Source organism: Rhizobium sp. L43, from assembly GCF_002531725.1.
Classification (GTDB): Bacteria; Pseudomonadota; Alphaproteobacteria; order Rhizobiales; family Rhizobiaceae; genus Rhizobium.
In genome coordinates this window covers 60,396-83,540 of record NZ_NWSQ01000020.1, presented here as the reverse complement: position 1 = coordinate 83,540, position 23,145 = coordinate 60,396, and the positions used below count along the sequence as shown (strand labels likewise).

At 62.3% G+C, this 23,145-nt stretch carries 20 protein-coding genes and 1 other RNA gene; 3 read left to right on the top strand and 18 right to left on the bottom strand.

The window, feature by feature from the left end; genetic code table 11:
- The first annotated feature begins 150 nt into the window (after positions 1 to 150).
- Positions 151 to 1,080, top strand: coding sequence for an SDR family oxidoreductase (locus CO667_RS24565; RefSeq protein WP_097620899.1), 930 nt, complete (start codon positions 151 to 153; stop codon positions 1,078 to 1,080).
- Positions 1,081 to 1,083: 3 nt separating this feature from the next.
- Here the strand turns inward: CO667_RS24565 and murB are convergent, their stop codons facing one another.
- The 18 genes from murB to CO667_RS24475 form a co-directional block, all read right to left on the bottom strand.
- Positions 1,084 to 2,058: a UDP-N-acetylmuramate dehydrogenase gene (gene murB / locus CO667_RS24560; protein WP_097620898.1), complete on the bottom strand. Its 975-nt coding sequence runs from the start codon at positions 2,056 to 2,058 to the stop codon at positions 1,084 to 1,086.
- Positions 2,055 to 3,470, bottom strand: coding sequence for a UDP-N-acetylmuramate--L-alanine ligase (gene murC / locus CO667_RS24555; RefSeq protein WP_097620897.1), 1,416 nt, complete (start codon positions 3,468 to 3,470; stop codon positions 2,055 to 2,057). Before murC ends, murB begins: the two co-directional genes overlap by 4 nt.
- Positions 3,467 to 4,591 (bottom strand): undecaprenyldiphospho-muramoylpentapeptide beta-N-acetylglucosaminyltransferase, encoded by a 1,125-nt coding sequence (gene murG, locus CO667_RS24550; protein WP_097620896.1) that lies wholly within the window; start codon positions 4,589 to 4,591, stop codon positions 3,467 to 3,469. The genes murC and murG overlap by 4 nt, the downstream gene beginning before the upstream one ends.
- 5 nt (positions 4,592 to 4,596) lie before the next feature.
- Entirely contained in the window at positions 4,597 to 5,751 is a 1,155-nt protein-coding gene (gene ftsW / locus CO667_RS24545; RefSeq protein ID WP_097620895.1) for a putative lipid II flippase FtsW, read from the bottom strand.
- Between the two features lies 1 nt (position 5,752).
- Positions 5,753 to 7,165 carry a UDP-N-acetylmuramoyl-L-alanine--D-glutamate ligase gene (murD, locus tag CO667_RS24540; protein ID WP_097620894.1) on the bottom strand — a complete coding sequence of 471 codons (1,413 nt, stop codon included), beginning with the start codon at positions 7,163 to 7,165 and terminating at the stop codon, positions 5,753 to 5,755.
- 7 nt (positions 7,166 to 7,172) lie between these two features.
- Complete coding sequence (gene mraY, locus CO667_RS24535; protein WP_003593357.1) at positions 7,173 to 8,273, bottom strand: phospho-N-acetylmuramoyl-pentapeptide-transferase; 1,101 nt, start codon at positions 8,271 to 8,273, stop codon at positions 7,173 to 7,175.
- 22 nt (positions 8,274 to 8,295) lie between these two features.
- Positions 8,296 to 9,729, bottom strand: a complete 1,434-nt coding sequence (locus CO667_RS24530; protein WP_097620893.1) for a UDP-N-acetylmuramoylalanyl-D-glutamyl-2,6-diaminopimelate--D-alanyl-D-alanine ligase — start codon at positions 9,727 to 9,729, stop codon at positions 8,296 to 8,298.
- Positions 9,726 to 11,246, bottom strand: a complete 1,521-nt coding sequence (locus tag CO667_RS24525) for a UDP-N-acetylmuramoyl-L-alanyl-D-glutamate--2,6-diaminopimelate ligase (protein ID WP_097620892.1) — start codon at positions 11,244 to 11,246, stop codon at positions 9,726 to 9,728. Before CO667_RS24525 ends, CO667_RS24530 begins: the two co-directional genes overlap by 4 nt.
- Positions 11,247 to 11,252: 6 nt before the next feature.
- On the bottom strand, positions 11,253 to 13,010 hold the full coding sequence (locus CO667_RS24520) for a penicillin-binding protein 2 (protein WP_097620891.1): 1,758 nt from the start codon (positions 13,008 to 13,010) through the stop codon (positions 11,253 to 11,255).
- Positions 13,010 to 13,516 (bottom strand): hypothetical protein, encoded by a 507-nt coding sequence (locus tag CO667_RS24515; RefSeq protein WP_097620890.1) that lies wholly within the window; start codon positions 13,514 to 13,516, stop codon positions 13,010 to 13,012. Before CO667_RS24515 ends, CO667_RS24520 begins: the two co-directional genes overlap by 1 nt.
- Position 13,517: 1 nt before the next feature.
- Positions 13,518 to 14,543 carry a 16S rRNA (cytosine(1402)-N(4))-methyltransferase RsmH gene (gene rsmH, locus CO667_RS24510; protein WP_097620889.1) on the bottom strand — a complete coding sequence of 342 codons (1,026 nt, stop codon included), beginning with the start codon at positions 14,541 to 14,543 and terminating at the stop codon, positions 13,518 to 13,520.
- 17 nt (positions 14,544 to 14,560) lie between these two features.
- Positions 14,561 to 14,998, bottom strand: a complete 438-nt coding sequence (mraZ, locus tag CO667_RS24505) for a division/cell wall cluster transcriptional repressor MraZ (protein ID WP_245433249.1) — start codon at positions 14,996 to 14,998, stop codon at positions 14,561 to 14,563.
- A 428-nt stretch (positions 14,999 to 15,426) separates the two neighbouring features.
- An RNA gene (gene rnpB, locus CO667_RS24500) (RNase P RNA component class A) lies at positions 15,427 to 15,824 on the bottom strand.
- A 54-nt stretch (positions 15,825 to 15,878) separates the two neighbouring features.
- A complete protein-coding gene (locus CO667_RS24495; protein ID WP_097620888.1) occupies positions 15,879 to 17,054 on the bottom strand; it encodes an FAD-dependent oxidoreductase in 1,176 nt (391 codons plus the stop codon).
- 10 nt (positions 17,055 to 17,064) lie between these two features.
- Complete coding sequence (locus CO667_RS24490; protein WP_097620887.1) at positions 17,065 to 18,252, bottom strand: FAD-binding oxidoreductase; 1,188 nt, start codon at positions 18,250 to 18,252, stop codon at positions 17,065 to 17,067.
- A gap of 131 nt (positions 18,253 to 18,383) precedes the next feature.
- The gene (locus tag CO667_RS24485) at positions 18,384 to 18,911 is read right to left on the bottom strand and encodes a lytic transglycosylase domain-containing protein (RefSeq protein WP_097620886.1); all 528 of its coding nucleotides are present in this window, start codon (positions 18,909 to 18,911) and stop codon (positions 18,384 to 18,386) included.
- Positions 18,912 to 19,172: 261 nt separating this feature from the next.
- Complete coding sequence (locus tag CO667_RS24480) at positions 19,173 to 19,934, bottom strand: N-acetylmuramoyl-L-alanine amidase (RefSeq protein WP_097620885.1); 762 nt, start codon at positions 19,932 to 19,934, stop codon at positions 19,173 to 19,175.
- Positions 19,931 to 20,638: a DnaJ family molecular chaperone gene (locus tag CO667_RS24475; RefSeq protein ID WP_097620884.1), complete on the bottom strand. Its 708-nt coding sequence runs from the start codon at positions 20,636 to 20,638 to the stop codon at positions 19,931 to 19,933. The genes CO667_RS24480 and CO667_RS24475 overlap by 4 nt, the downstream gene beginning before the upstream one ends.
- A 515-nt stretch (positions 20,639 to 21,153) precedes the next feature.
- Between CO667_RS24475 and CO667_RS24470 the strand changes: the two genes are divergently transcribed.
- Both CO667_RS24470 and CO667_RS24465 read left to right on the top strand, forming a co-directional pair.
- A complete protein-coding gene (locus tag CO667_RS24470; protein ID WP_097620883.1) occupies positions 21,154 to 22,365 on the top strand; it encodes a pyrophosphate--fructose-6-phosphate 1-phosphotransferase in 1,212 nt (403 codons plus the stop codon).
- 57 nt (positions 22,366 to 22,422) lie between these two features.
- Positions 22,423 to 23,058: a LysE family translocator gene (locus CO667_RS24465; RefSeq protein ID WP_097620882.1), complete on the top strand. Its 636-nt coding sequence runs from the start codon at positions 22,423 to 22,425 to the stop codon at positions 23,056 to 23,058.
- The last annotated feature ends 87 nt before the right edge of the window (positions 23,059 to 23,145 follow it).

Here is a 23,145-nt window from a genome sequence, read left to right as displayed (position 1 = left end):
TTCCGGTCAAGTTAGGGGCAGCGGTCGCCGCAAGCCTCACGCAAGGATCGGGCGCCGGCGGATGTCGAGGGGAAAACCGCGGCGGTTTTTTATTGATGCGATCGTCAGTTCCGGCTAGCCAGAATTCTGCTGCAGCATAGGGAAAAGATCATGCGATGCCTCATCACCGGCGCAGCCGGGTTTGTCGGCCGTCCGCTCGTCGAAAGACTCCATAAGGAGAGCATCTCAGAGCTTTCGGTGACGACACGATCGGCGGCCTCCGCCTTCCCTGAGAATATCAGCCATTTTCCGATCGAGATGACCGAGGCGACCGACTGGACACCGGCTCTTCAGGGCGTCGATGTCATCGTCCATCTGGCCGCCCGCGTTCACATCATGAACGACCGAGCGGCCGACCCGCTTGCGGAATTCCGCCGAACGAACACTGCCGCCACGCTGAATCTTGCCGAACAAGCCGCCCGCGCTGATGTCAAAAGATTCGTCTTCATCAGCACCATCAAGGTCAACGGGGAAGAGAACGACCGGCCATTCCGGCACGACGACACGCCGAGGCCCATCGATCCCTACGGCATTTCGAAGCTGGAATGCGAGATCGGCTTACGCGACATCGCTGCGCGCACGGGCATGGAAGTCGTCATCATCCGCCCGCCGCTGGTCTACGGCCCGGGCGCCAGGGGCAACTTCGCCCTGCTCGTCAGCCTTGTCAGCAAAAGGCTGCCGCTTCCCTTCGCTTCGCTGAAGAACCGCCGCACCTTGGTCGCGGTGCAAAATCTCGTGGACCTGATCATCACTTGCATGGCGCATCCCGCCGCCGCAGGCGAGACGTTTCTTGCCGGAGATGGGAAGGATCTTTCAACGCCTGAGCTCATCGAGGGAATTGCCGCAGGGCTGGGCGTCAAGCCGGTGCTGCTTCCCATCCCACCGGTATTGCTGCACATGGCTGCGAAGGCGGTGGGGAAGGAAGCTGTCTATCAGCGCCTTTGCGGCTCGCTGCAGGTCGACATATCCCAAGCGCGCGACGTTCTCGGCTGGTCGCCCATCGTCACGCCGCGCGAAGGTCTGAAGCTTGCCGTGAAGTAAAACCTATTCGCTGGTGACGCCGTGGAACGGGCGCACTTCGCGGCCGGGCATGAAGACGCCGAGGCGCTTGATTTCCCATTCGAGCTTGATGCCCTCTTTCTCGAAGACCTCGCGGCGCACCTGTTCGCCGAGATATTCGAGATCGTAGCCGGTCGCCTGCCCCATGTTGATCATGAAGTTGCAGTGGAGCGACGACATCTGCGCACCGCCGATGACGAGGCCGCGGCAGTCTGCCTCGTCGATCAGCTTCCAGGCCGAATGACCCGCCGGGTTCTTGAAGGTCGAGCCGCCGGTCTTTTCGCGAATCGGCTGCACCGTCTCGCGGTGATTGCGAACGGCGTCCATCTCGGCGCGGATCTGGGCGCGCTCTTCCGGATAGCCCTCGAACAGCACCGAGGTGAAGATCAGATCGACGGGTGCTGCGGAATGGCGGTAGGAATAGCCCATCTCGGCATTGGAAAGCACATGCTTGTTGCCCTTGCGGTCGACCGCGTTGACCTCGATCAACCGCTCGCGCGTCTCGACGCCGTTGGCCCCGGCATTCATGCGCGCCGCGCCGCCGATGCTGCCCGGAATGCCGTAGAAGAAATGAAAGCCGCCGATGCCGTTATCCATCGCCATCGCCGCCACATGTTTATCGGGGCAGATGGTGCCGGCCAGGATACGGTTTTCGCCGGCAAGCTCGACGAAGCCGAAACCCTTGGCCGACAGACGCAGCACAACGCCGGGAATGCCGCCGTCGCGCACCAGGATGTTGGAGCCGACGCCGACTACCGTCAGCGGCACCTCTTCCGGCAAGATCTTCAGGAAGGCGACGAGATCGTCGATATCATGCGGCTGGAACATCAGTTCGGCCAGGCCGCCGGCCCTGAACCAGGTGACACGGTCCATGGGGGCATCCGGCGTGATACGGCCGCGGATATCCTTTACACCGTCTCCGAGAGACGCGAGAAGCTTTTCCCCATTCACCTGTTTCATGCGGACTTTCCCGATAGGCCTTCCAGTTGCTTGGGCAGCGCCGCCGCCCAGGATGTGATGCTCCCAGCCCCCAACAGAACCACAAAATCGCCAGGCTTTGCAACCTCCGCGACCATCTGCGGCAGAAGTTCCGCCGAGGTGAGAAAACGGGCGTCGCGATGGCCACCGGATTTGATCCGCGAGACGAGTGAAACGGAATCGATGCCTTCGATCGGATCTTCACCCGCCGCATAAACCGGCGCCAGGAAAATGCTGTCGGCATCGTTGAAGCAGGCGGCGAATTCCTCGAACAGGCTGGCAAGGCGGCTGTAGCGGTGCGGCTGGTGGACCGCAATGATCCGGCCCTTGCAGGCTTCGCGGGCAGCGCGCAGCACCGCCTTGATCTCGACGGGATGGTGGCCGTAATCGTCGAAGATCTGCACCCCGTTCCATTCGCCGGTCAAAGTAAAACGACGCTTGACGCCGCCGAAGGAGGCAAGCCCTTTGGCGATATCGGCGTTCGATATGCCGAGCCGGTTGGCAACGGCGATCGCCGCCGTCGCGTTGGATATATTATGGCGCCCGGGCATCGGCATGACCAGCCCCTTGAGCTCGATCACCTGGCCGGTGCGGCGGCGGCGGATTGCGACATCGAAGATCGAGCGCGTGCCGTCGATGCGCACATTGGTGAAGCGCACGTCGGCCTGCGGGTTCTCGCCATAAGTGATGATCTTGCGATCCTCGATGCGGCCGACCAGCGACTGCACTTCGGGATGGTCGAGGCACATGACGCCGAAGCCGTAGAACGGCACGTTCTCGACGAACTGCCGGAAGGCGGCGCGCACGGCATCGAAATTGCCGTAATGGTCGAGATGCTCCGGGTCGATATTGGTGATGACGGCGACATCGGCCGGAAGCTTCAGGAAGGTGCCGTCGGATTCGTCGGCCTCGACCACCATCCATTCACCCTCGCCCATGCGGGCATTGGTGCCGTAGGCATTGATGATACCGCCATTGATGACGGTCGGGTCGAGCCCGCCGGCGTCGAGCAGGGTGGCGACCAGCGACGTGGTCGTCGTCTTGCCATGCGTGCCGCCGATGGCGATCGCATTGCGGAAGCGCATCAGTTCGGCGAGCATTTCGGCGCGGCGCACCACCGGCAGCAGCTTTTCGCGCGCGGCGATCAGCTCCGGATTGCTCTTCTTGATCGCGGTGGAGACGACGACGACTTCGGCATCACCGAGGTTTTCCGCCCGGTGGCCGACGAATACCTCGATGCCCTTGTCGCGCAGGCGCTGGACATTGGCGCTGTCGGCCTGGTCCGATCCCTGCACCTTGTGGCCGAGATTGTGCAACACCTCGGCGATACCGCTCATGCCGATGCCGCCAATGCCGATGAAATGGACGAGACCGATCGCCTTCGGCAGTTTCATGCGCGTGTCCTCTTGAATTCCGCTATTGTCCGTTTGGCGGCAATAGCCTCAACCATGTCGGCAAGCAAGTTCGCGGCATCGGGTTTCCCGGCGAGTTTCGCCGCCGCTGCCATATGGGCAAGCTTTTCCGGGTCGTTCATCACGGCTGTCAGGATCGCCGCGATCTTCTCCGGCGACAGCTCCGACTGGGCGATCACCTTGGCTCCGCCGGTCGCCGCCAGTGCCGCGGCATTGGCTGCCTGATCGTGATCGAGAGCATGCGGATAAGGCACGAGCACGGCCGGCCGGCCGATGACGGAGATTTCCGAAACCGTCGAGGCGCCGGAACGGCAGATGACAAGGTGCGCTTTCGCCAGCCGCTCGGCCATGTCGGTGAAGAAGGGGGCGATATCGGCACCCATCTCCAGCTTGGCGACGCAGCCGCTGACCATCTCCATATCCTCGGGACGCACCTGCTGGGTGATGCGCAGACGCAGGCGAAGCGCATCGTCGAGCAGGCTGATCGCCGTCGGCAGCGCCTTGGAGAAATATTGCGCGCCCTGGCTGCCGCCGAAGACGACGAGATTGAACGCCTCACCGGAATGCGATGGCGCGTAAGGCACCTCGGCGGCGGCGATGATTGCCGGGCGGACCGGATTGCCCGTCGTCACCGTCTTGTCCGGGAAGGCAGCTCCCCCTTCCGGCAGGAAACCGCCGGCAATGGCCTGCACACGGGTCGCCAAGGCCTTGTTGGCGCGGCCCATCACGGCATTCTGCTCATGGATCATCGAGGGCACGCCGAGTCGGGTGGCGGCAAGCAGCGGCGGCACGGTGGGATAACCGCCGAAACCGACGACGATCACGGGTTTCAGCCGCTGGATCAGCTTCTTTGCCGCCCGCATGCCGCTCCAGAGCGTCCACAGCGAGCGGGCGACGGCTACCGGGTTCTTCGAACCGATCGTCGCCGACGGCACGACATGGATTTCCTCGGCCGGGAACTTGCCGGCATAACGCTCGGCCCGGCTGTCGGTGACGAGATGCACCGAATAGCCGCGCTCCTTCAGCTTGAAGGCGAGCGCCTCCGCCGGGAACACATGGCCGCCGGTTCCGCCGGCGGCAAGCAGCACGATGCCTTTGCCCATAGACCTTACTCCGCCGGCATGCCATGCGGGACGCGGAAGAGGCTCCGGTCCTGCGCACGTTTTTCCGGTCGATGGCGCGTCAGCGCGAGAATGAAGCCGGCGGTGACGCAGATCGCCACCATGGACGAGCCGCCGTAGGAAATCAGCGGCAGCGTCATGCCCTTTGCCGGCAACAGCTCGAGGTTGACGCCGATATTGATGATCGACTGGATGCCCATCTGCAGCACCAGGCCGGCGACCGCGAAGCGGTTGAAGTCGTTGCGCTCGCGATAGGCATGCGAGAGGCCACGCAGCACCAGCACGGTGAACAGCGCAACCAGCGCCATGCAGAAGACGATGCCGAACTCCTCGGCCGCGACCGAGAAGATGAAGTCGGTATGCGCATCCGGAATAATGCGCTTGACGATGCCCTCACCCGGTCCCTGGCCGAACCAGCTGCCGCGGATGATCGCCTCGCGCGCGGTGTCGATCTGGAACGTGTCGCCCTCGCCGGTCATGAACTTGTCTATTCGCAGCGCCACGTGCGGGAAGACGTAATAAGCGCTGAGCAGGCCGCCGGCGCCGCCGATGCCGAGCAGCATGATCCAGATCCACGGCATGCCGGCCATGAAGAACATCCCGCCCCAAACGGCCGTCGTCAAGATGGTCTGGCCGAGGTCCGGCTGCGCGACGAGAAGAGCGGCGACGATGGCAAACAGGATGATGGCGAAGAGATTGCCGGGGATCTCCGGCTGGCGCGCATGTTCGGCAAACAGCCAGGCGCAGACCACGACGAAGGCGGGCTTCATGAATTCCGACGGCTGGATGGAAAGGCCGGCGATCCAGATCCAGCGCCTGCCGCCCTTGACCTCCTGGCCGACGAACAGCACCAGTACCATCATCGCAAGCGAGATGATCAAAAGCAGGATCGCGGTTCGCCGCACCTGGCGCGGCGTCAGGAACGACAGCCCGAGCATGACGGTGATCGACGGGATCATGAAGGCTGCGTGGCGTTTGACGAAGTGGAAGGGCTCAAGTCCGATGCGCTCGGCAACGGCTGGAGATGCCGCGAAGGACAGCATGAAGCCGATGCCCATCAGGAAGATGAACATCGCCAGGAAGAAGCGGTCGATGGTCCAGAACCAATCGGCCAGAGGCCCACGTTCCGCGCGGCTTACCATGTCATTTCTCTCCTGTTGCCGAACCGATCAGCATCGTCATTCCGTCAAGTGCCGCCACGTGGCCGACGAAGGCATCGCCCCTGACTTCGAAATTCTTATACTGGTCGAAGCTTGCGCAAGCCGGTGATAACATGACGGCCGAAGAGCCGCTCTCGTCGCGTTCGGCATCGGCGGCCGCATGCACGACGGCGCGCTCCAGCGTGCCCGAGATTTCGTAGGGCACGGCCTCGCCGAGCGTCGCGGCAAATTCCGCCGCCGCCTCGCCGATCAGATAGGCCTTGGCGATGCGCGGGAAATAGGGAGCAAGCGTCGTGATGCCGCCTGATTTCGGCAGGCCGCCGGCGATCCAGTAGATGCGATCATAGCTCGAAAGGGCCGGTGCCGCAGCATCCGCATTGGTTGCTTTGGAATCGTTGACGAAAACGACGCGGCCACGCTGCCCGACCGGCTGCATCCGGTGCTTGAGGCCGGGAAACGAGACAAGGCCGGCGCGAATGTCGTCGGCGGAGACCCCGACGGCGAGGCAGGCGGCAACGGCGGCTGCGGCGTTCTGGGCATTATGGCTGCCGCGCAGCGTCTGGATGCCGTCGAGATCGGCGAAGGGCAGCATGGCGCCGCCGGCGGCCTGAATGAGCCGGGTGCCCTCGGCATAGATGCCCGATGCCACCACGCTGCGGCGCGAAATGCGAACCACCTTGACGCCGGCCCGCTCGACACGGTCGGCAATCAGCGCCGAATGGCTGTCGTCGACGCCGACGATCGCCACATCGCTGCCGGCGACCAGCCGTTCCTTGACATCGGCATAGTGCTGCATCGTGCCGTGACGGTCGAGATGATCGGGCGTCAGGTTGAGCAGGATGCCGGCAGACGGGTTCAGCGTCGGCGCCAGATCGATCTGGTAGGAAGAGCATTCGACGACATAGTAGCGCTCGGCCTTCGGCGGATCGAGCGTCAGCACCGCCGTGCCGATATTGCCGCCGAGCTGCGTGTCGTAGCCCGATGATTTCAGAATATGGGCGATCAGCGCCGTCGTCGTCGACTTGCCGTTGGTGCCTGTTATGGCGATGAACGGGCAATCCGGCGCATGGGCGCGGCGCTCGCGCACGAAGAGCTCGACATCGCCGACGATATCGACGCCGGCGGCACGCGCGAGATCGACGGTCCAGTGCGGCTTCGGATGAGTGAGCGGCACGCCGGGCGACAGCACGAACAGAGCCTGCTGGCTCCAGTCGATGGTGTGCAGGTCTTCCGTCTTGATGCCTTCGGCGGAAGCCTTGGCGACGCTGTCGGGATTGTCGTCCCAGGCGGTCACCTCGGCGCCGCCTGAAACCAGCGCCCGCGCGGTGGCCAAGCCGGAGCCGCCGAGGCCGAAGAGCGCGACCTTCCTGTCCTTGAGCGTCGTGATCGGGATCATCGCCGCCTCACCGCAGCTTCAGCGTCGACAGGCCGAGCATGGCAAGGCCGACGGCGATGATCCAGAAGCGGATCACCACCTGGCTCTCGGTCCAGCCCTTCTTCTCGAAGTGATGATGGATCGGCGCCATCAGGAAGACGCGCCGGCCGGTCATCTTGAAAAAGCCGACCTGGATGATGACCGAGAGCGTCTCCATGACGAAGAGGCCGCCGATGATTGCCATGACGATCTCGTGCTTGGTGGCGACGGCGACGGTGCCGATCGTACCGCCGAGCGCCAGCGAGCCGGTGTCGCCCATGAAGATGGCGGCCGGCGGCGCATTGAACCAGAGAAAGCCGAGGCCGGCGCCGATGACGGCGCCGAGCACAACGGCGAGCTCGCCGGTGCCGGGCACGAAATTGATCTGCAGGTAGTTGGCAAACACCACGTTGCCGGCGAGGTAGGCGATGACGCCGAAGGAGGCGGCGGCGATCATCACAGGCACGATGGCAAGCCCGTCGAGACCGTCCGTCAGGTTGACGGCATTGCCGGCACCGACGATGACGAAGCCGCCGAAGACGACGAACATGATGCCGATATTGATCATGAAGTCCTTGAAGAAGGGAAAGGCGATCGAGGAACCGAAGGTCGAACCGGCAACACCCGAGGCAAGGGCGGTGCGCATCATGAAATAGACGGCGATGCCGGCGATGACGAATTCGATGCCGAGACGCGCCTTGCCGGAAAAGCCCATGTGGCTCTGCTTCGTCACCTTGAGATAATCGTCATAGAAACCGATCGCGCCGAAGCCGAGCGTCACCAGCAAGGTGGCGACGACATAGACGTTGGAAAGATCGGCCCACAGCAGCGACGCGCCGACGATGCCGGCAAGGATCATCAGCCCGCCCATGGTCGGCGTGCCGGCTTTCTTGAAATGCGTCTGCGGCCCGTCGGCGCGGATCGGCTGGCCCTTGCCCTGCCGGATGCGCAGCGAATTGATGATCGTCGGCCCGAACAGGAAAACGATCAGTGCTGAGGTGAAGAGCGCGGCTCCTGTGCGGAAGGTAATATATCTGAACAGGTTCAGAAATTTGAAATATTCCGACAGTTCGACAAGCCAGATCAGCATTCAGGGCCCCTTGTTTACCCGATCAAAGTTCGCGTTGCGTGTCGGAAAATGGTGGGAACTTGTCAAGGAGCGCGGCGACGATCTTGCCGAAACCGATGCCCAGAGACGATTTCACCATGAACACGTCGCCTGGTACGACCGAGTCCAATACATAGTCCGTCAATTCGCTGGTGTTCTCGCGATATTCGACATGGACGCTTTCCGGCAACGATTCCTTGAGCGCAGCCATTTCTGCTCCTGCGAGCCAGACATATTCGATGCCGGCCGCAAGCAGCGGCACGGCGAGATCGCTATGAACCTTCTGCGCATACTCGCCCATCTCCAGCATGTCGCCGAGCACGGCGATACGGCGTCCGCGGCCGGTCGGCTCGGAGGCCGCCAGCAGCGCGATCGCCGCGCGCATCGAAGCCGGATTGGCATTATAGCTCTCGTCGATCAGCGTGAAGCTGCCGCTCCCGATCGAAAGCCGGTGGCGCTTGCCCCTGCCCTTTTCCGGCTTCAGCGTCCCAAGCGCTTCGATCGCCTTTTCCATGTCGGCGCCGACGATCCTGACGACGCCGAGTGCTGCCAGCGCATTCTCGCCGATATGGCGGCCGGGGGCGCCGATCGCGACCTCCAGCGTCTCGCCGCCGATCGTCAGCCACAGCGTCGAATTCTCGTCGGAGCCATTGAATTCCGCCAGCCGGAATTCGGCCTTGGCATGCTGGCCGAAGGAGTGGATATGTTCGATGCCGAGCGACTGCGCCGTCCGGTCGAGGAAGTTGAACTGGTCATTGTCGCGATTGAGCACGACATGGCCGCCCGGTTCCAGCCCCTCGAAGATCTCCGCCTTGGCGGCGGCGATCTCCTTGATGTTCTTGAAATTGCCGAGATGCGCCGGCGCGATCGTGGTGATGACGGCGATATCGGGACGGATCATCGCCACCAGCGGCCGGATCTCGCCGGGATGGTTCATTCCGACTTCGAAGACACCGTAATCCGTGTCCTCAGGCATGCGCGCCAGCGTCAGCGGCACGCCCCAATGATTGTTGAAGGAGGCGACGGAGGCATGCACCTTGCCCGACGGCGACAGTACATGCCGCAGCATTTCCTTGGTGGTCGTCTTTCCCACAGAACCCGTCACCGCAATGATCCGAGCCCGAGAGCGCTCGCGCGAGGCAAGGCCGAGCCGGCCGAGTGCGGCGAGCACGTCTTCGACGACGATCATCGGCACCGTCAGGCGGCCCATGGCGGGAAGCCTCGCCTCGCTGACGACGAGAAGAGAGGCGCCGTTTGCCGTCGCCATCGATGCGTAGTCATGACCGTCGACACGGTCGCCCTTGATCGCGAAGAAGGCCTCGCCCGGAGCAATCGAGCGGCTGTCGATGGAAATGCCGGTGATGCCTTCGGGCAGAGTGCCGAAAGGGCGCCCCGCCATCGCTGCGATCATGTCTTCGGTTGTCCAGAGCCAGCTCAAGATTTCAGTTCCTCCAAGGCCTTGCGCACCTCCGCATGATCGGAGAACGGCAGGGTGACGCTGCCGATCGTCTGTCCTTCCTCATGCCCCTTGCCGGCAACGATCAGCGTATCGCCGGATCTCAGCATGCCGACAGCCTCGCGGATCGCCGTAGCGCGATCGGCAATTTCCGAGGCGCAGCTTGCTGCCGCCATGATCTCGGCGCGGATCGAGGCCGGTTCCTCCGAACGCGGATTGTCGTCGGTGATGATCACGACATCGGCAAGCCGGCAGGCGATTTCGCCCATGATCGGTCGCTTGCCGCGATCGCGGTCGCCGCCGCAGCCGAAAACGACGATGACGCGGCCTGTCGTGAAAGGCCTGACCGAGCCCAGCACATTTTCCAGCGCATCCGGCTTGTGGGCGTAGTCGACATAGGCGAGCGCGCCGTCTTTCGTATGGCCGACCAGCTCGAGACGGCCGGACGCGCCGACGAGCTTCTCGAGTGCGGCCATCGCAACCCTAGCGGCCACGCCGGTCGACATCGCAAGCCCTGCCGCAACAAGTGCGTTGGCGACCTGGAAATCCCCGGCCAGCGGAATATCCACCTCGAAGATCTCGCCGCCGATGTGGATCTCCGCCATCTGCTTGTGACGGAAGTGCTCGACACGTTTCAAGGAGAGGTAATCGCCCTTGCGCCCGACGGTGCGGACGTCGTGACCGGCATCGGTCGCGGCCTTGATCGCCTGCGCCGACCACGGATCGTCGGCAAAGATCACCGCCGGCGACCCCTTCGGCAACAGCGTATCGAAAAGCCGCATCTTGGCGGCCATATAGTCTTCGACCGTGGGATGATAATCCATATGATCGCGGCCGAGATTGGTGAAGGCGGCGGCCGCAAGCCTGACGCCGTCAAGCCGGCACTGGTCGAGGCCGTGGCTAGAGGCCTCCATCGCGGCATGCGTAACACCTTCGTCGGCGAGTTCGGCCAGCAGCTTGTGCAGCGACACCGGATCGGGCGTCGTCAGCGCGCCATATTCGTTGCGCGTCGGCGAGACGACACCCGTCGTGCCGATCATCGCCGCCGTATGGCCCGCATGCGCCCAGATCTGCCGGACGAAGGAGGCGACGGAGGTCTTGCCCGCCGTGCCGGTAACGGCAACCATGGTATCGGGCTGCCTGCCGTGGAAGCGTGAAGCGGCGATGGAAAGGAAACGCCGCGGCTCCTTGACCGCAAGAACCGGAATGGAGGCATCGATGGCTTGGGAGGCGATCGCCACCGCAGCACCGCGGCCGGCAGCATCGGCGATGAAGCCCGCTCCATCAGCCTTGGTGCCGGCGACCGCGACGAAGGCATAACCCGGCGCCACATGGCGGCTATCCGAAGACAGGCCTGAGATATCAAGCAAGCCTGCCGGGCCTTCGAGCTGTGCTTCAAGTTCCGGAAACTGATCTCCGGCCAGGTCTCGCAATTTCATCGCACGCACTTTTCTCTGTTGAAGCCGGTTCACCCCTCGCGAATCGGCGTCGATATTCATTCACACTCAATAAGACACCAGCAAGGCCGATCCGCCCTCCCCGAATTTCGGCTCGATGCCGAGAATGGGGGCGGCGCGGCGGATGATCTCGCGGGCGATCGGGCCGGCGGTACCGGCGGAGATCGTTCCGCCATATTGCTTTTCGCCGGTCTTCGGCTCGTCGCAGAAGGTGATCACCGCATATTTGGGATCGTTGATGGGGAATGCGGCAATGAAGGAATTGAAGTTCAGCGTCGCCGAATAACGCCCGTTCACCACCTTGTCGGCCGTCCCGGTCTTGCTGCCGACGGCAAAGCCCGGCACGCGGGCAACACGCCCGGAACCCTTGTAGCCGTTGAAGTCAAGCAGATAGCGGATCTCGTCGCTGGTCGTCTTCTTGATCACCTGCGTGGCGATCTCATCGGCCTGTTCGCGCGTGCGCGGCAGGAATGTCGGCTCGATCAGCTTGCCGCCATTGACGAGAGCGGCGGCCGCCACCCCTGTCTGCAGCGCCGTCGTCGAGACACCATGGCCGAAGGAAATCGTGATCGAATTGATCTTCTTCCAGACGCGCGGCTGGCTCGGCATCTTCACTTCGGGCAGCTCGGTCTGCATCTTCGTCAGCAGGCCGAACTTGGTCAGATAGTCCTTCTGCGCGTCGATGCCGACGATGTCGATGACGCGCGCCGTGCCGATATTCGAAGAATACTGGAAAATCTCGGGAACGGTCAGCCAGCGGCGCTGTCCATGAAAATCGTGGATGGTGAAGCCGCCGATATAGATCGATTTGCTGGCATCGAAACTGTCGGTCATCTTCACCTTGCCGGTGTCGAGCGCCATCGCCAGTGAAAAGGTTTTGAATGTCGACCCCATTTCGAAGGTGCCGTTGGTCATCCGGTTGAGCCAGCCTTCTTTGGCGCCCTCCTGCGGATCGTTCGGGTCGAAGTCGGGCGCCGACGCCATGGCCAGCACTTCGCCGGTATGGACGTCGATGACCGCTGCACCCGCGCCCTTGGACTGGAAGTTGTTGACGGCGTTGACGACGGCGTCCCGGACGATGTTCTGCACCCGCAGATCGATCGACAGCCGCACCGGCTCCAGCGGCTGATCGCTGGTCATGCCGACCGAAGCGAGATCGGCGAGCCCCTGATCGTCGATAAATTTCTCCATGCCGGCGACGCCGCGGTTGTCGATGTTGACATAACCGAGGATGTGCGCGGCGGTCGAGCCGCCCGGATAGAAGCGGCGCTTCTCCGGCCGGAAGCCGATGCCGGGAATACCGAGCGCCAGGATCTGGCTCTGCTGCTTCGGCGTCAGCTGCCGCCGCAGCCAGGCGAAATGCGAGGTCTTGACCGAGAGTTTCTTATAGGTGTCCCTGACGTCGAGCTCGGGCAGCACCGTCGCAAGCTTCTCGACCGCCTCGTCGGCATCGACGATCTTGTTCGGCTCGGCAAACAGCGAGACGGTGCGGATGTCGGTCGCCAGCACTTCGCCGTTGCGGTCGAGAATGTCGGGGCGCGAGGCCATCAGCCGATCGGGCGGCAGGATGCTGGAGACGACTTCCTGATCCTTCATCGCATATTCGACGAGGCGGCCCCCGATGATGACGTAGACCCCCATGAAGCCGAGGATCAGCAGCCCGACGCGGCTTTTGGCCTGCCCTGATTTTTTCTTGCGCGACCCCTCGATCGCCAGGCCGGCGGAGGGACCGCCGAAACGGTTATAAACGCCGGCGGAAAAATGCGCCTGACTCTTCAAAACCATGATGCGGGAAAGAAACGACATTATTCCACCGACCCCGTTTCGATCTCGTCTGCCTCATCCTCCGCCCCGCCGTCGAGCGTCACGGCGCCGTGCGGCTCCACCGCGCTGCGCGGCGCGGGCGTCGGAACGCGCTGCCCCCTGCCGGCCGCGCCTTTGGCGCTGGCCTCGGTCGTGCCCTTGGCGCCCGCCCCGGCCGCGCCTTTGGCTTTGGCCTCCGTTACATCGGGCACGGGAACCTCGGATTTCAACATCGGCAATTCCTTGGCATGCACCAGCGCCGTCGATTCCGTCGGCTGCAGCTGCAGTTCGTCATCATAGGCCTTGACCAGCCGCTCCAGACGGTTCGGCTGCGATTGCAGCGCCCAGTCGGCCTTGAGAAGGTCGATCGTGTCCTCCTCGAGCTTGATCTCGGCTTCGAGGCGATGAACCTCCTCGAGCTTCAATTCGGCGCGATGCTTGATCGTGTAAGTGACGGCGGCGGTGGCCGTCATAACGCCGATAAGCACGAGATCGAACGTTTTCAGCATATCAACCTCCAAGCTTTCCGAGACTGGCGAGATTGGGAAACCCGAAGAGCGACATATCCGCAGCTTCGGCAGCAGCATCCGTCCTCAGGCCGGCGCGCAGTTTGGCGGAGCGGGCGCGCGGATTGATCTCCGCCTCCGCCTCGCTTGCCGAAACCATCGACTTGCCCACAGCCGCAAACGTTGCCGCCCGCTCAAGCGCGACCGGCAGATGCCGCGACCCCGACGCCTTGCCGGCACGGTCGGAGAAGAATTTCTTGACGATGCGGTCTTCGAGCGAATGAAAGGTGACGACGACGAGCCGGCCGCCCGGCTTCAGCACCCGCTCGGCGGCAAATAGCGCCTGCGCCAGCTCGCCGAGCTCGTCGTTGACGAAGATGCGCAGCGCCTGGAAGACGCGCGTTGCCGGATGAATCTTGTCCTTCATCTTGCGCGGGGTGACGAGCTCAATGAGACCGGCAAGATCGCGCGTCGTTTCGAACGGCTTTTCCTCGCGACGCTTCTCGATCGCATGCGCGATGCGCGGCGACTGGCTTTCCTCGCCAAGGAAATGAAAGATGCGGATGAGATCGGCGACCTTGGCACGATTGACGACATCGGCGGCAGAAACGCCTGTCGCCGACATGCGCATGTCGAGCGGCCCGTTCTTCTGGAAGGAGAAACCGCGCTCGGCCTCATCGATCTGCATCGAGGAAACGCCGATATCGAGCACGACGCCATCAAGTCCGCCTTGCGGCGCATGATCGGCGAGATGTGAGAATTGCGAATGAACGAGCTTGAGACGACCGCCATGGGCGGCGACCATGGCCTGGCCAGCGGCAATCGCGCTGGGGTCGCGGTCAAGCGCGATCACCTCGGCGCCGGCCGCGAGGATGGCCGAGCTGTAGCCGCCCGCACCGAATGTGCCATCAAGGATGAGCGTGCCGGGTGCGGGCGCCAGCGCTGAAAGCACTTCATCGAGAAGAACCGGAATGTGACGAACCGGTCCGCCACCGGCATCAGTTGAACCTCCGCCAGGATTCGCCGCCATTCCGTTCCCTCGCTCTTTCAGGAACGCTTGCCCGCCAGCTTGCGCTCCCCTCGTGCCTGTGCCTGCGCGGCCACAAAAGCCTGCGGCTGCCAGAGCTGAAAATGATCCGCCCGACCGACGAAGGTCACTTCGTCCGAGATGCCGGTAAAGCCGCGAATGAAATCCGTGACCATCAGCCGCCCCTCGGCGTCGAGCTTCATGAAGACCCCGCCCCCATGAATGAGAAGCGACATCTCGTTCGCATCCGGCGAAAACGGATCTTCCGCAGCAATCTGCCGCTCGAATCTTTCGAGAAGATCCGGACCGCCGACGCTGATCGCCGGAAACACAAAGTCCTGGAAGCAATAGAGCTCCTGAACATTGCGCTGCGCCAGCACGGAACGAAATGCGGAAGGCACGGAAACCCTGCCCTTGGCATCGATCCTGCTGGTCACGTTCGAAAGGAAGCGGTTCATCACACGAAACATCCGTTCCCGCAGGGGTCCGGACCAAAAGACGCCCGAAACTCCCGATATCAGGCACAGCTTCGCAAGCCGGATGAGCAAAAACCCCTCCGACGGTTCCGGAGAGGAAGACGCCTTTGCTTTGCGATGAACGGGCAGGTAATTGCCCCGGTGCAGTGCACATTTGGGATAGCATGGGACCATATGGGCGTCAATGGGATACGCCCAGTTTGCAATGGACGCATGATCAAAAATTTATAAGCCGTTAAGTTTAACAAAGGGTTAGGATCACCACTCGCAAGAGGCGTGAAGACGGCACTTTCACAAAAAGGAATTTCAGCCGGAGGGGATGCATCAGCATCTCCTTGAAAACATTTTGTTTCAGCGGCTTATATGGAAATTATCCCGTGATTCGGCGGTTGATCGCGCCACAAATGTTAATCGCCAGTTGGCCTGTAAGCCGGGTTCTGTATGGCTCCGGCGTGAACCGGAACGTGGCAGCCATTCCTCTGGGACAGCGCTCGCACGCTGCCTCACGCAACCCACCCGGATGACTGGCCTGGAAACCAGCCGGAGGGCCTTTCGGCCCGCCGCGTCATCCCTATTCGGTCTTGCTCCCGGTGGGGTTTACCGTGCCATTTCCGTTGCCGGAGATGCGGTGGGCTCTTACCCCACCCTTTCACCCTTACCTGTCATGACAGGCGGTTTGCTTTCTGTGGCACTTTCCCTGAGGTCGCCCTCGCCGGACGTTATCCGGCACCGTGTTTCCGTGGAGCCCGGACTTTCCTCACCCTACCGCCTTTCGGCATTGGTAAAGCGCGGCTGCCCAGCCAACTGGCAGGGCTCCCATAAACGAGAGAGATGGCAATTGCTATCGAATAAATGATATGAGTTAGCGAAATTGCGGTGTGAAATCCGTGGAGTAGCCCTGCCCGCTGATTCCGCCTGACAAAAGCAGCTCAGCTCCGAGCCGGCCGATTTCATCCGAGCTCTTGGCCGAAGTGCCGGCGCAGCCCGTCAACACGGCGATCTCAGGCGACGAGGTATAACCGATCATCGGGTAGCCGCTTTCCGTCTCCGACACGATGCAGGCGGCCGTCGAAATCGAGAGCGGCGCCATGTCGGGCACGAGACCTTTGACGATGCGGGTGAGATGCGCGCGCACGCTGTCGCGCCCCTCGGTCTTGAACCAGGCGCGCATCGCCGCCTCGTCCCGAAGGACCAGATCGTCCGGGTCGCCGCCGATCTTCAGGTAGAATTTGCCGTCGGGATAGCGGATCGGCGGCAGCAGATAGATATGAATGTCAGGTGTTTTGAAAATCAGCGACGGCATCCCGGCCAGGCGCGCTGCATCGGCCTCTCTGACCTCGAACAGCGTCACGGTCCGGGCATAAACCGTCATGGCAACCGGCCGCGGCAACAGATTCTCCGCAATGGAAAATCCGCCTGCCGCCAGCAGCACCTTTTCAGCGCGATAGGTCTGGCCGCCTGATGTCTTGACGACAGCCGACCCGCCCTCGCTGCCGATTGAGACGACATAATCGCGGATAACCGCCGCCCCCGCCTTTTCCGCCAGCAGCGACTGTGCCTTGACCAGCTTACGCGGGCTGATATGCCCGGCCCCCTTCGCCTCGAAGACGCCGGCGCCGCCGTCCGGAAAGGTGAAGAAAGGAAAGGCGGCCTTCAGCCCTGCCTTATCGAGAAGGCCGGTTTCGACGCTGAGCGAAATGGCCGCCTTCCGGGTGTTTTCGAGATAGTCGCTTCCATCAGGCGCGACGACGACGCAGCCAACCTCGCGATAGAAGTCGATGCCGCTGTCGCGGGCGATCTCGCCATAACGGCCGATCGAGCGGTTGGCGAGCAGCGCCCAGTTGCGGTCGGGATCGATGGTGCGGGTGATGCGCCCCTCGTCGTAATGGCTGGCAAAGACGCCCTGATGCGCCTTGCGATCATCAGGCTCATCCGGGCCGATCACAGCCACCCCATCGGTCTGCCGCGCCAGATGCCGCGCGGCGGCGGCTCCCATCAGCCCGCGGCCGACGACGATATATTTGAAATCGACTGCCATGTTATCCCTCTCAAGCGAAGACCGGCGTTAGCGCGCGGCCGAAATCCTCATCCCCGAGCCGTCCTTCCGCCAGAAGCACGGCGCCGAGGCGCCCGAGTTCGTCGGAAGATTTGGCTGCCACGAAATTGCCGCCGGTGAGCACGCCGATGCGCGGCGACTGCGTGAAGCCGACATAGGGGTAGCCGGTCGGCGTGAAATTCGCCACGCATGGGCCTGAAGTAACCGGGCAGCCGGCAAGCTCCGGCATCAGCTGCAGGGCGATGCGCGAGAGGTGATCGCGTTCGGCCGCACTGCCGTCAGAACGGAACCACGCGCCGGCATCCTCCAGCTTCTGGAAGGAAAGCGCCTCGGTATCGCCGCCGAGTTTCAGATAGGTCTTGCCGTCGGGATAACGCACCGGCGGCAGAATATAGATGTGGTCCTCTTCCCGATCGCCGAGCACGATGGTCGACGGCATATCGCCGAAGATCGCCATCTCACGCTCGCCCATTTCGTAGAAGACGACTGTGCGCGCCATCACCCTGGTATCGATGGGACGCGGCAGCAGGCTATGAAAATTGCTGAAGCCGCCGGCCGCGACCAGTACGCGCTCGGCGCTGTAGCTTCTGCCGCCGGCAGTCACTTCGACATGCGAACCCGCGTCGCGCACGGATGTCGCGGTTGCCTCGATCAGCGAGACGCCGCCCTGTTCGGCAAGCCTCGCCTGCGCCCGCACCAGCGCCCGCGGGTTGATGTGGCCGGCGCGCTTGCGCTCGAAATATCCTGTGAAATCAGGATCGACGGCAAGATAGGAAAAACGTTGGCGAAGGTCCGACGGCGCGATGGTCTCGATATCGCTGCCGAGGGTCCCGCTGACGGTCAGCGCCCGGTTGATATAGTCCTGCTCATCCTTTGGCGTCGGACCGGCAAAGAGGCAGCCGACCTCCGAATAAAAGGAAATGCCGCTCCTTGCCTCGATCTCACGGTAACGGTCGAGCGCGCGGGCGGCGAAGGTTCCCCAGGCCAGATTGCCGTCGAAGGTGCGGGTGATGCGCGCTTCGTCGTAGTGGCTGGCGAAGACGCCATCATGGACCTTGCGCTCCTCCGGCTCGCGCGGGCCCATCAGCGCAATGCCTTCGGTCATCGAGGAGAGATGCCGCGCGGCCGCCGCGCCCATCATGCCGCGCCCGATGACGATGAACCTGAAATCGACTGCCATATCCCACCTTATTGCGAGGTGGCCCACCTCGTATCAAGCCGGGATATCATGGCAAGCGCGCTGATTCATATCGCAAAATTGCCGCCACGGCATCTTGCCTGGACGCGCGTGCCGGACGCGCTTGACTGTGCTCAGTCGAGCATCGCCAGGACCTTGCCGCAATAGGTCTTCGACACCGGGTTCATCCGCGTTGCGGCATGGCCGGCATTGTATTTGAGGATGGTGTTGCAAGTCTCCCCGCCACCGAGCTGATGGGCGGCCGCCAGGTATTTCATGCCGTATTTGATGTTGGTTTCGGGATCGAACAGGCCTTTGCGCGTGCCGGAATATCCCATCATCCTGGCTGTTGCCGGCTTGATCTGCATCAGGCCGACTTCGCCGGCGCTGCCGCGTGCTTTCGGATTGAAATTGCTCTCGACGCGAATGACGGCCTGGGCGAGTGCGACAGGCACGTTGTATTCGGCGGCATATTTATTGATCAGCGTGGCATAGGGAACGGCGGTGGAGAAGTCCGGCATGGCATAGCCGCTCTGGCGATCGACGGTCTTCAATGAAATGGTTTGCGCCCTGATACCCCAGTCATCATTCGCCGACGCAAAGTTATACCCTGCCAGCAGCATGCCGAAGCACGCCGCAGCGCCAACAATCAAATTCTTCATATAGTCTCTTCACTCCGACCCAAAGAATTGCATGACTGCGCGCCTCGCCGTCATCCGGTCATAGGCGATCAAGGACTGATCGCCTTCCGCAGCAATTCTTATCGTTTCATTTGGCGCTCATCGTTACACTTGAAAAAGCCGCGAGCGCTGTTCAGCGGGCGTCCTTAGACCATCGCAATGAGGAGATAATAGGGAAATGATGTGGCGAGGCGGTTTTCCCGCCGGTCGCGAGAAATCCGCCCTGACGCCTGGCTCTTCCGATCAGGAGTAACGCGGCAGCGCCGACAGCAGCCGGTGCAGCGTGTCGATCGTCGAGAAATCGGCGATTCCGTCAACCCGTTCGGGCCGGAAATGGCGCTGGAAAGCTTCCACGTCACCCACCGTCTTTTCGGAAAATTGGCCTGTGATCTCAGTGCCATAACCATAGAGCGACAGCATCGACTGCAGCGCTTCGACAGGCTGGCCGGCATCGCCGCGCTGGAAGAAGCGCCCGCCGGCGATCCTTGCCGGCTCGACCCAGTGCCCGACGCCCGCCCGGTGGAGCTCGGCCCAGGGGAATTTTTCGCCCGGATCGACCTTGCGGATCGGGGCGACATCGGAATGCCCAAGCACCCGTTCCGGCGCGATCGACCAACGTTTGACACAGTCGCGACACAATTCGATCACCGCGGCGATCTGCTCTTCCGGATAATCGGGAAGGCCGCCCGGATGGCCGGCATTGGCGATCTCGATGCCGATCGACAGCGAATTGATATCCGTTTCGCCGCGCCAGCTGCTCTTTCCGGCGTGCCAAGCACGGCGCGTTTCCGGCACGAGCTGCACCACCTCGCCGTTCTCATGCACGAAATAATTGCTGGAAACCTGGCTCTCGGCGCGACAGAGCCAGTCGAGCGCGCCATCTGCCGTCGGCATGCCGGTATAGTGCAACAGGATCATGTCTGGGCGGCGCCCGTCCGCCCGCTCGCCGTGGTTCGGCGAAGGCTGCACGCGGGCGCTGCTGAAGTCGGCCTCGAAAGAGGTCATGCGGCGCGGCGTTCCTTCTCGATCGCCGCATAGGCGGCGTTCAACGCCGCCATGCGTTCATTGGCGATCACATGGAATTCCTTCGGCACGCCGCGTGAGATCAGCCGATCGGGATGATGTTCGCTGACGAGGCCATGGTAGCGACGGCGGATGGTCGGAAAATCATCCGAAGGCGAGACGCCGAGCACCTTGTAAGGATCGCCGCCAGATGAGACATGGCGGGCGGCGATCTGCTCGAAGCGGGTCTCGCTCATCTCGAAGATCTCGCCGATATGGCGCAGGAAATTCAGTTCCTTCTCGTGAATCAACCCGTCGGCCTTGGCGATATGGAAGAGGCCGTCGAGCACGTCTTCCAGCACCGTGCAATTGGCCGCGCAGGTGACGCAGAGCGTCGAGAGCCGTTCGGCATAGGCTTCGTAGCCGGCCACATCCTGGCGTGCCAGATTGTACAGCCTGGCGACGTTCTTCGCTTGATCCTCGGGGAATTCGAAGATTTCGCGGAAGGCTTCGACCTCCTTCTCGCTGACGATGCCGTCGGCCTTGGCCATCTTGGCCGACAGCGCGATAATCGCCACGGAGAAAGCCACCTTGCGCCGGGTCTCGGGATCGCCTTCGAAAACCGTTCGGATAGCCTCGACCACCGCGGAGAGCGCATTGCCCGCGGTATTGCCAATGGCATTCAACAGTTTTTCCCAGAAGGACATCGAAAATCTCGCACATACTTGTCAACTTATAGCGAACAGCTTGACCAAAGAATCGCAGCCTTTGCAAGGCGACTATTGGTCGTAGGGCCGAACACAGTTTTCACGATTTGGTAATTGTCGCACCGCAGCAAAGGATCATCACGCTCGCTTTGATCCCGTATGAGGGCAAGGCTCGGCGCCGCCGGCATGACCGGCATCTGTCCAATATGTGGGCTCAGGAGCGCAGGCCTTCGGCAATTTCCACAACAGTTCTCGACAGTCAGAACCGCCTTGAAACGATTATATCAGCCCTTCCGGTCACCACGCGGCAGAAAGGCGCGCTTTTCGTAAATTCTTTACTTTACAGGTCCCTTTCCCTGCCGCATCCATGCGCTCATGCATGTCGCCCGGAAGTGTGCAGCGGTTCCGGAATAACGACATGCATAAAAACAAAGGGCTAAGCGCGTCGCATGAATCAAATGTGATGCGAAGCGCTTTCGCCGACACCGCCGCACCGAAACGCCATAGGAGGGATCATGGCCAAGCAGAAAGTCGCAATGCTGACCGCCGGAGGCCTGGCGCCCTGTCTTTCCTCCGCCGTCGGCGGCCTCATCGAACGCTACAGCGACGTCGCACCCGACCTCGATATCGTCGCGTACAAGTCCGGCTACCAGGGCGTGCTCACCGGCGACAGCATCGAGATCACCCGCGAGATGCGCGAAAAGGCGCCGCTGCTGCATCGTTATGGCGGCTCGCCGATCGGCAACAGCCGCGTCAAACTCACCAATGCTGCCGACTGCGTCAAGCGCGGCCTGGTCAAGGAAGGCGAGAACCCGCTCAGGGTCGCCGCCGAACGCCTCGCCAATGACGGCATCACCATTCTCCACACGATCGGCGGCGACGACACCAACACCACCGCCGCCGACCTTGCCGCCTACCTCGCTGCCAACGGCTACAACCTCACTGTCGTCGGCCTGCCGAAGACCGTCGACAACGACGTCGTGCCGATCCGCCAGTCGCTCGGCGCCTGGACGGCCGCCGAAGTCGGCGCGCATTTCTTCGACAATGTCGGCAACGAACAGACGGCCGCCCCGCGCACCCTGGTCATCCACGAGGTCATGGGCCGCCATTGCGGCTGGCTGACGGCCGCCACCGCCCGCGCCTATCTCCAGCGCACCAGCCGCAACCAGTATGTCGACGGCCTGATGATGGATGCGCATCTGAAGAGCATCGACGCCGTCTACCTGCCGGAGATGGCCTTCGACCTCGACGCCGAAGCCGCCCGCCTGAAGGAAAGCATGGACCGCAACGGCCACGCCACCGTCTTCGTCTCGGAAGGCGCCTGCCTCGACGCTATCGTCGCCGAGCGTGAAGCCGCCGGCGAGACCGTCAAGCGCGATGCCTTCGGCCATGTGAAGATCGACACGATCAATGTCGGCGCGTGGTTCCAGAAGCAGTTCGCCAGCCTGTTGAACGCCGAGCGTTCCCTCGTGCAGAAATCAGGCTATTTCGCCCGCTCGGCGCCTGCCAACGGCGACGATCTCAGGCTGATCCAGAGCATGGTCGATCTCGCCGTCGAAAGCGCGCTCAACAAAGTCTCCGGTGTCACCGGCCACGATGAAGCGCAAAACGGTAAATTGCGCACTATAGAATTCCCGCGCATCAAGGGCGGCAAGGCTTTTGACCTTTCTACGGCATGGTTTGCCGAAGTCATGGACAATATAGGCCAGAAATACAAAGAAGCGTGATTGACGGATGGTTAATATGATGTCTTTGCTTGTTCCTGAGGAATAGGAGGAGACACCATGTCATTTGAAGCCTGGCTCGCTTTTGCGGCCGCATCCGCCATCATGCTGGCCATACCGGGGCCGACGATACTGCTCGTCGTCTCCTATGCGCTCGGTCATGGACGCAGGACTGCGTTTGCGACTGTCAGCGGCGTGGCGCTTGGTGACTTCACCGCGATGACGGCGTCTCTCTTCGGACTCGGCGCCGTCCTGGCCGCCTCCGCCACCCTCTTCACCGTCTTGAAGTGGATCGGCGGCGCCTACCTGATCTGGCTGGGAATCAAGCTCTGGCGGGCTCCTGTGATCGGGGAACCGATCGCTGACAACGACAATCTGCCGGAGGAAAAGTCGCTCAAGATCTTCCTCCACGCCTATGTCGTCACCGCCCTCAATCCCAAGAGCATCATCTTCTTCGTCGCCTTCGTGCCGCAGTTCCTCAATCCGGCCCTGCCCTTCCTCGGTCAGATGGCGATCATGGAAGCGACCTTCCTCGTGCTGGCGATCCTCAACGCTTCCACCTACGCATTTCTCGCCCATACCGCGCGCGGACTGATTCGTAAGGCGAGCATCCAGCGCGCCGTGAACCGGACGGGAGGCACCGTGCTGATCGCTGCAGGTGCTGTCACCGCCGGGTATCGCCGTATTGCAGCCTAGAAATATTCCGTGGTTGCCGGAATGTCACGAATAGGTTAATGGGGTCACCAGAGCTTAAGGCTTTTGGTAACTTTTATACGCTGCCGG

Coding starts and splice junctions, on each gene's coding strand:
- mraZ (WP_245433249.1), bottom strand. CDS start 14,998: ATGAACCGCTTCCTTTCGAACGTGACCAGCAGGATCGATGCCAAGGGC.
- CO667_RS24470 (WP_097620883.1), top strand. CDS start 21,154: ATGGCCAAGCAGAAAGTCGCAATGCTGACCGCCGGAGGCCTGGCGCCC.
- CO667_RS24475 (WP_097620884.1), bottom strand. CDS start 20,638: ATGTCCTTCTGGGAAAAACTGTTGAATGCCATTGGCAATACCGCGGGC.
- rsmH (WP_097620889.1), bottom strand. CDS start 14,543: ATGGCGGCGAATCCTGGCGGAGGTTCAACTGATGCCGGTGGCGGACCG.
- murB (WP_097620898.1), bottom strand. CDS start 2,058: ATGAAACAGGTGAATGGGGAAAAGCTTCTCGCGTCTCTCGGAGACGGT.
- ftsW (WP_097620895.1), bottom strand. CDS start 5,751: ATGGTAAGCCGCGCGGAACGTGGGCCTCTGGCCGATTGGTTCTGGACC.
- CO667_RS24465 (WP_097620882.1), top strand. CDS start 22,423: ATGTCATTTGAAGCCTGGCTCGCTTTTGCGGCCGCATCCGCCATCATG.
- CO667_RS24525 (WP_097620892.1), bottom strand. CDS start 11,246: ATGAATATCGACGCCGATTCGCGAGGGGTGAACCGGCTTCAACAGAGA.
- CO667_RS24495 (WP_097620888.1), bottom strand. CDS start 17,054: ATGGCAGTCGATTTCAAATATATCGTCGTCGGCCGCGGGCTGATGGGA.
- CO667_RS24480 (WP_097620885.1), bottom strand. CDS start 19,934: ATGACCTCTTTCGAGGCCGACTTCAGCAGCGCCCGCGTGCAGCCTTCG.
- murG (WP_097620896.1), bottom strand. CDS start 4,591: ATGGGCAAAGGCATCGTGCTGCTTGCCGCCGGCGGAACCGGCGGCCAT.
- CO667_RS24490 (WP_097620887.1), bottom strand. CDS start 18,252: ATGGCAGTCGATTTCAGGTTCATCGTCATCGGGCGCGGCATGATGGGC.
- murC (WP_097620897.1), bottom strand. CDS start 3,470: ATGAAACTGCCGAAGGCGATCGGTCTCGTCCATTTCATCGGCATTGGC.
- murD (WP_097620894.1), bottom strand. CDS start 7,165: ATGATCCCGATCACGACGCTCAAGGACAGGAAGGTCGCGCTCTTCGGC.
- mraY (WP_003593357.1), bottom strand. CDS start 8,273: ATGCTGATCTGGCTTGTCGAACTGTCGGAATATTTCAAATTTCTGAAC.
- CO667_RS24520 (WP_097620891.1), bottom strand. CDS start 13,010: ATGTCGTTTCTTTCCCGCATCATGGTTTTGAAGAGTCAGGCGCATTTT.
- CO667_RS24515 (WP_097620890.1), bottom strand. CDS start 13,516: ATGCTGAAAACGTTCGATCTCGTGCTTATCGGCGTTATGACGGCCACC.
- CO667_RS24565 (WP_097620899.1), top strand. CDS start 151: ATGCGATGCCTCATCACCGGCGCAGCCGGGTTTGTCGGCCGTCCGCTC.
- CO667_RS24485 (WP_097620886.1), bottom strand. CDS start 18,911: ATGAAGAATTTGATTGTTGGCGCTGCGGCGTGCTTCGGCATGCTGCTG.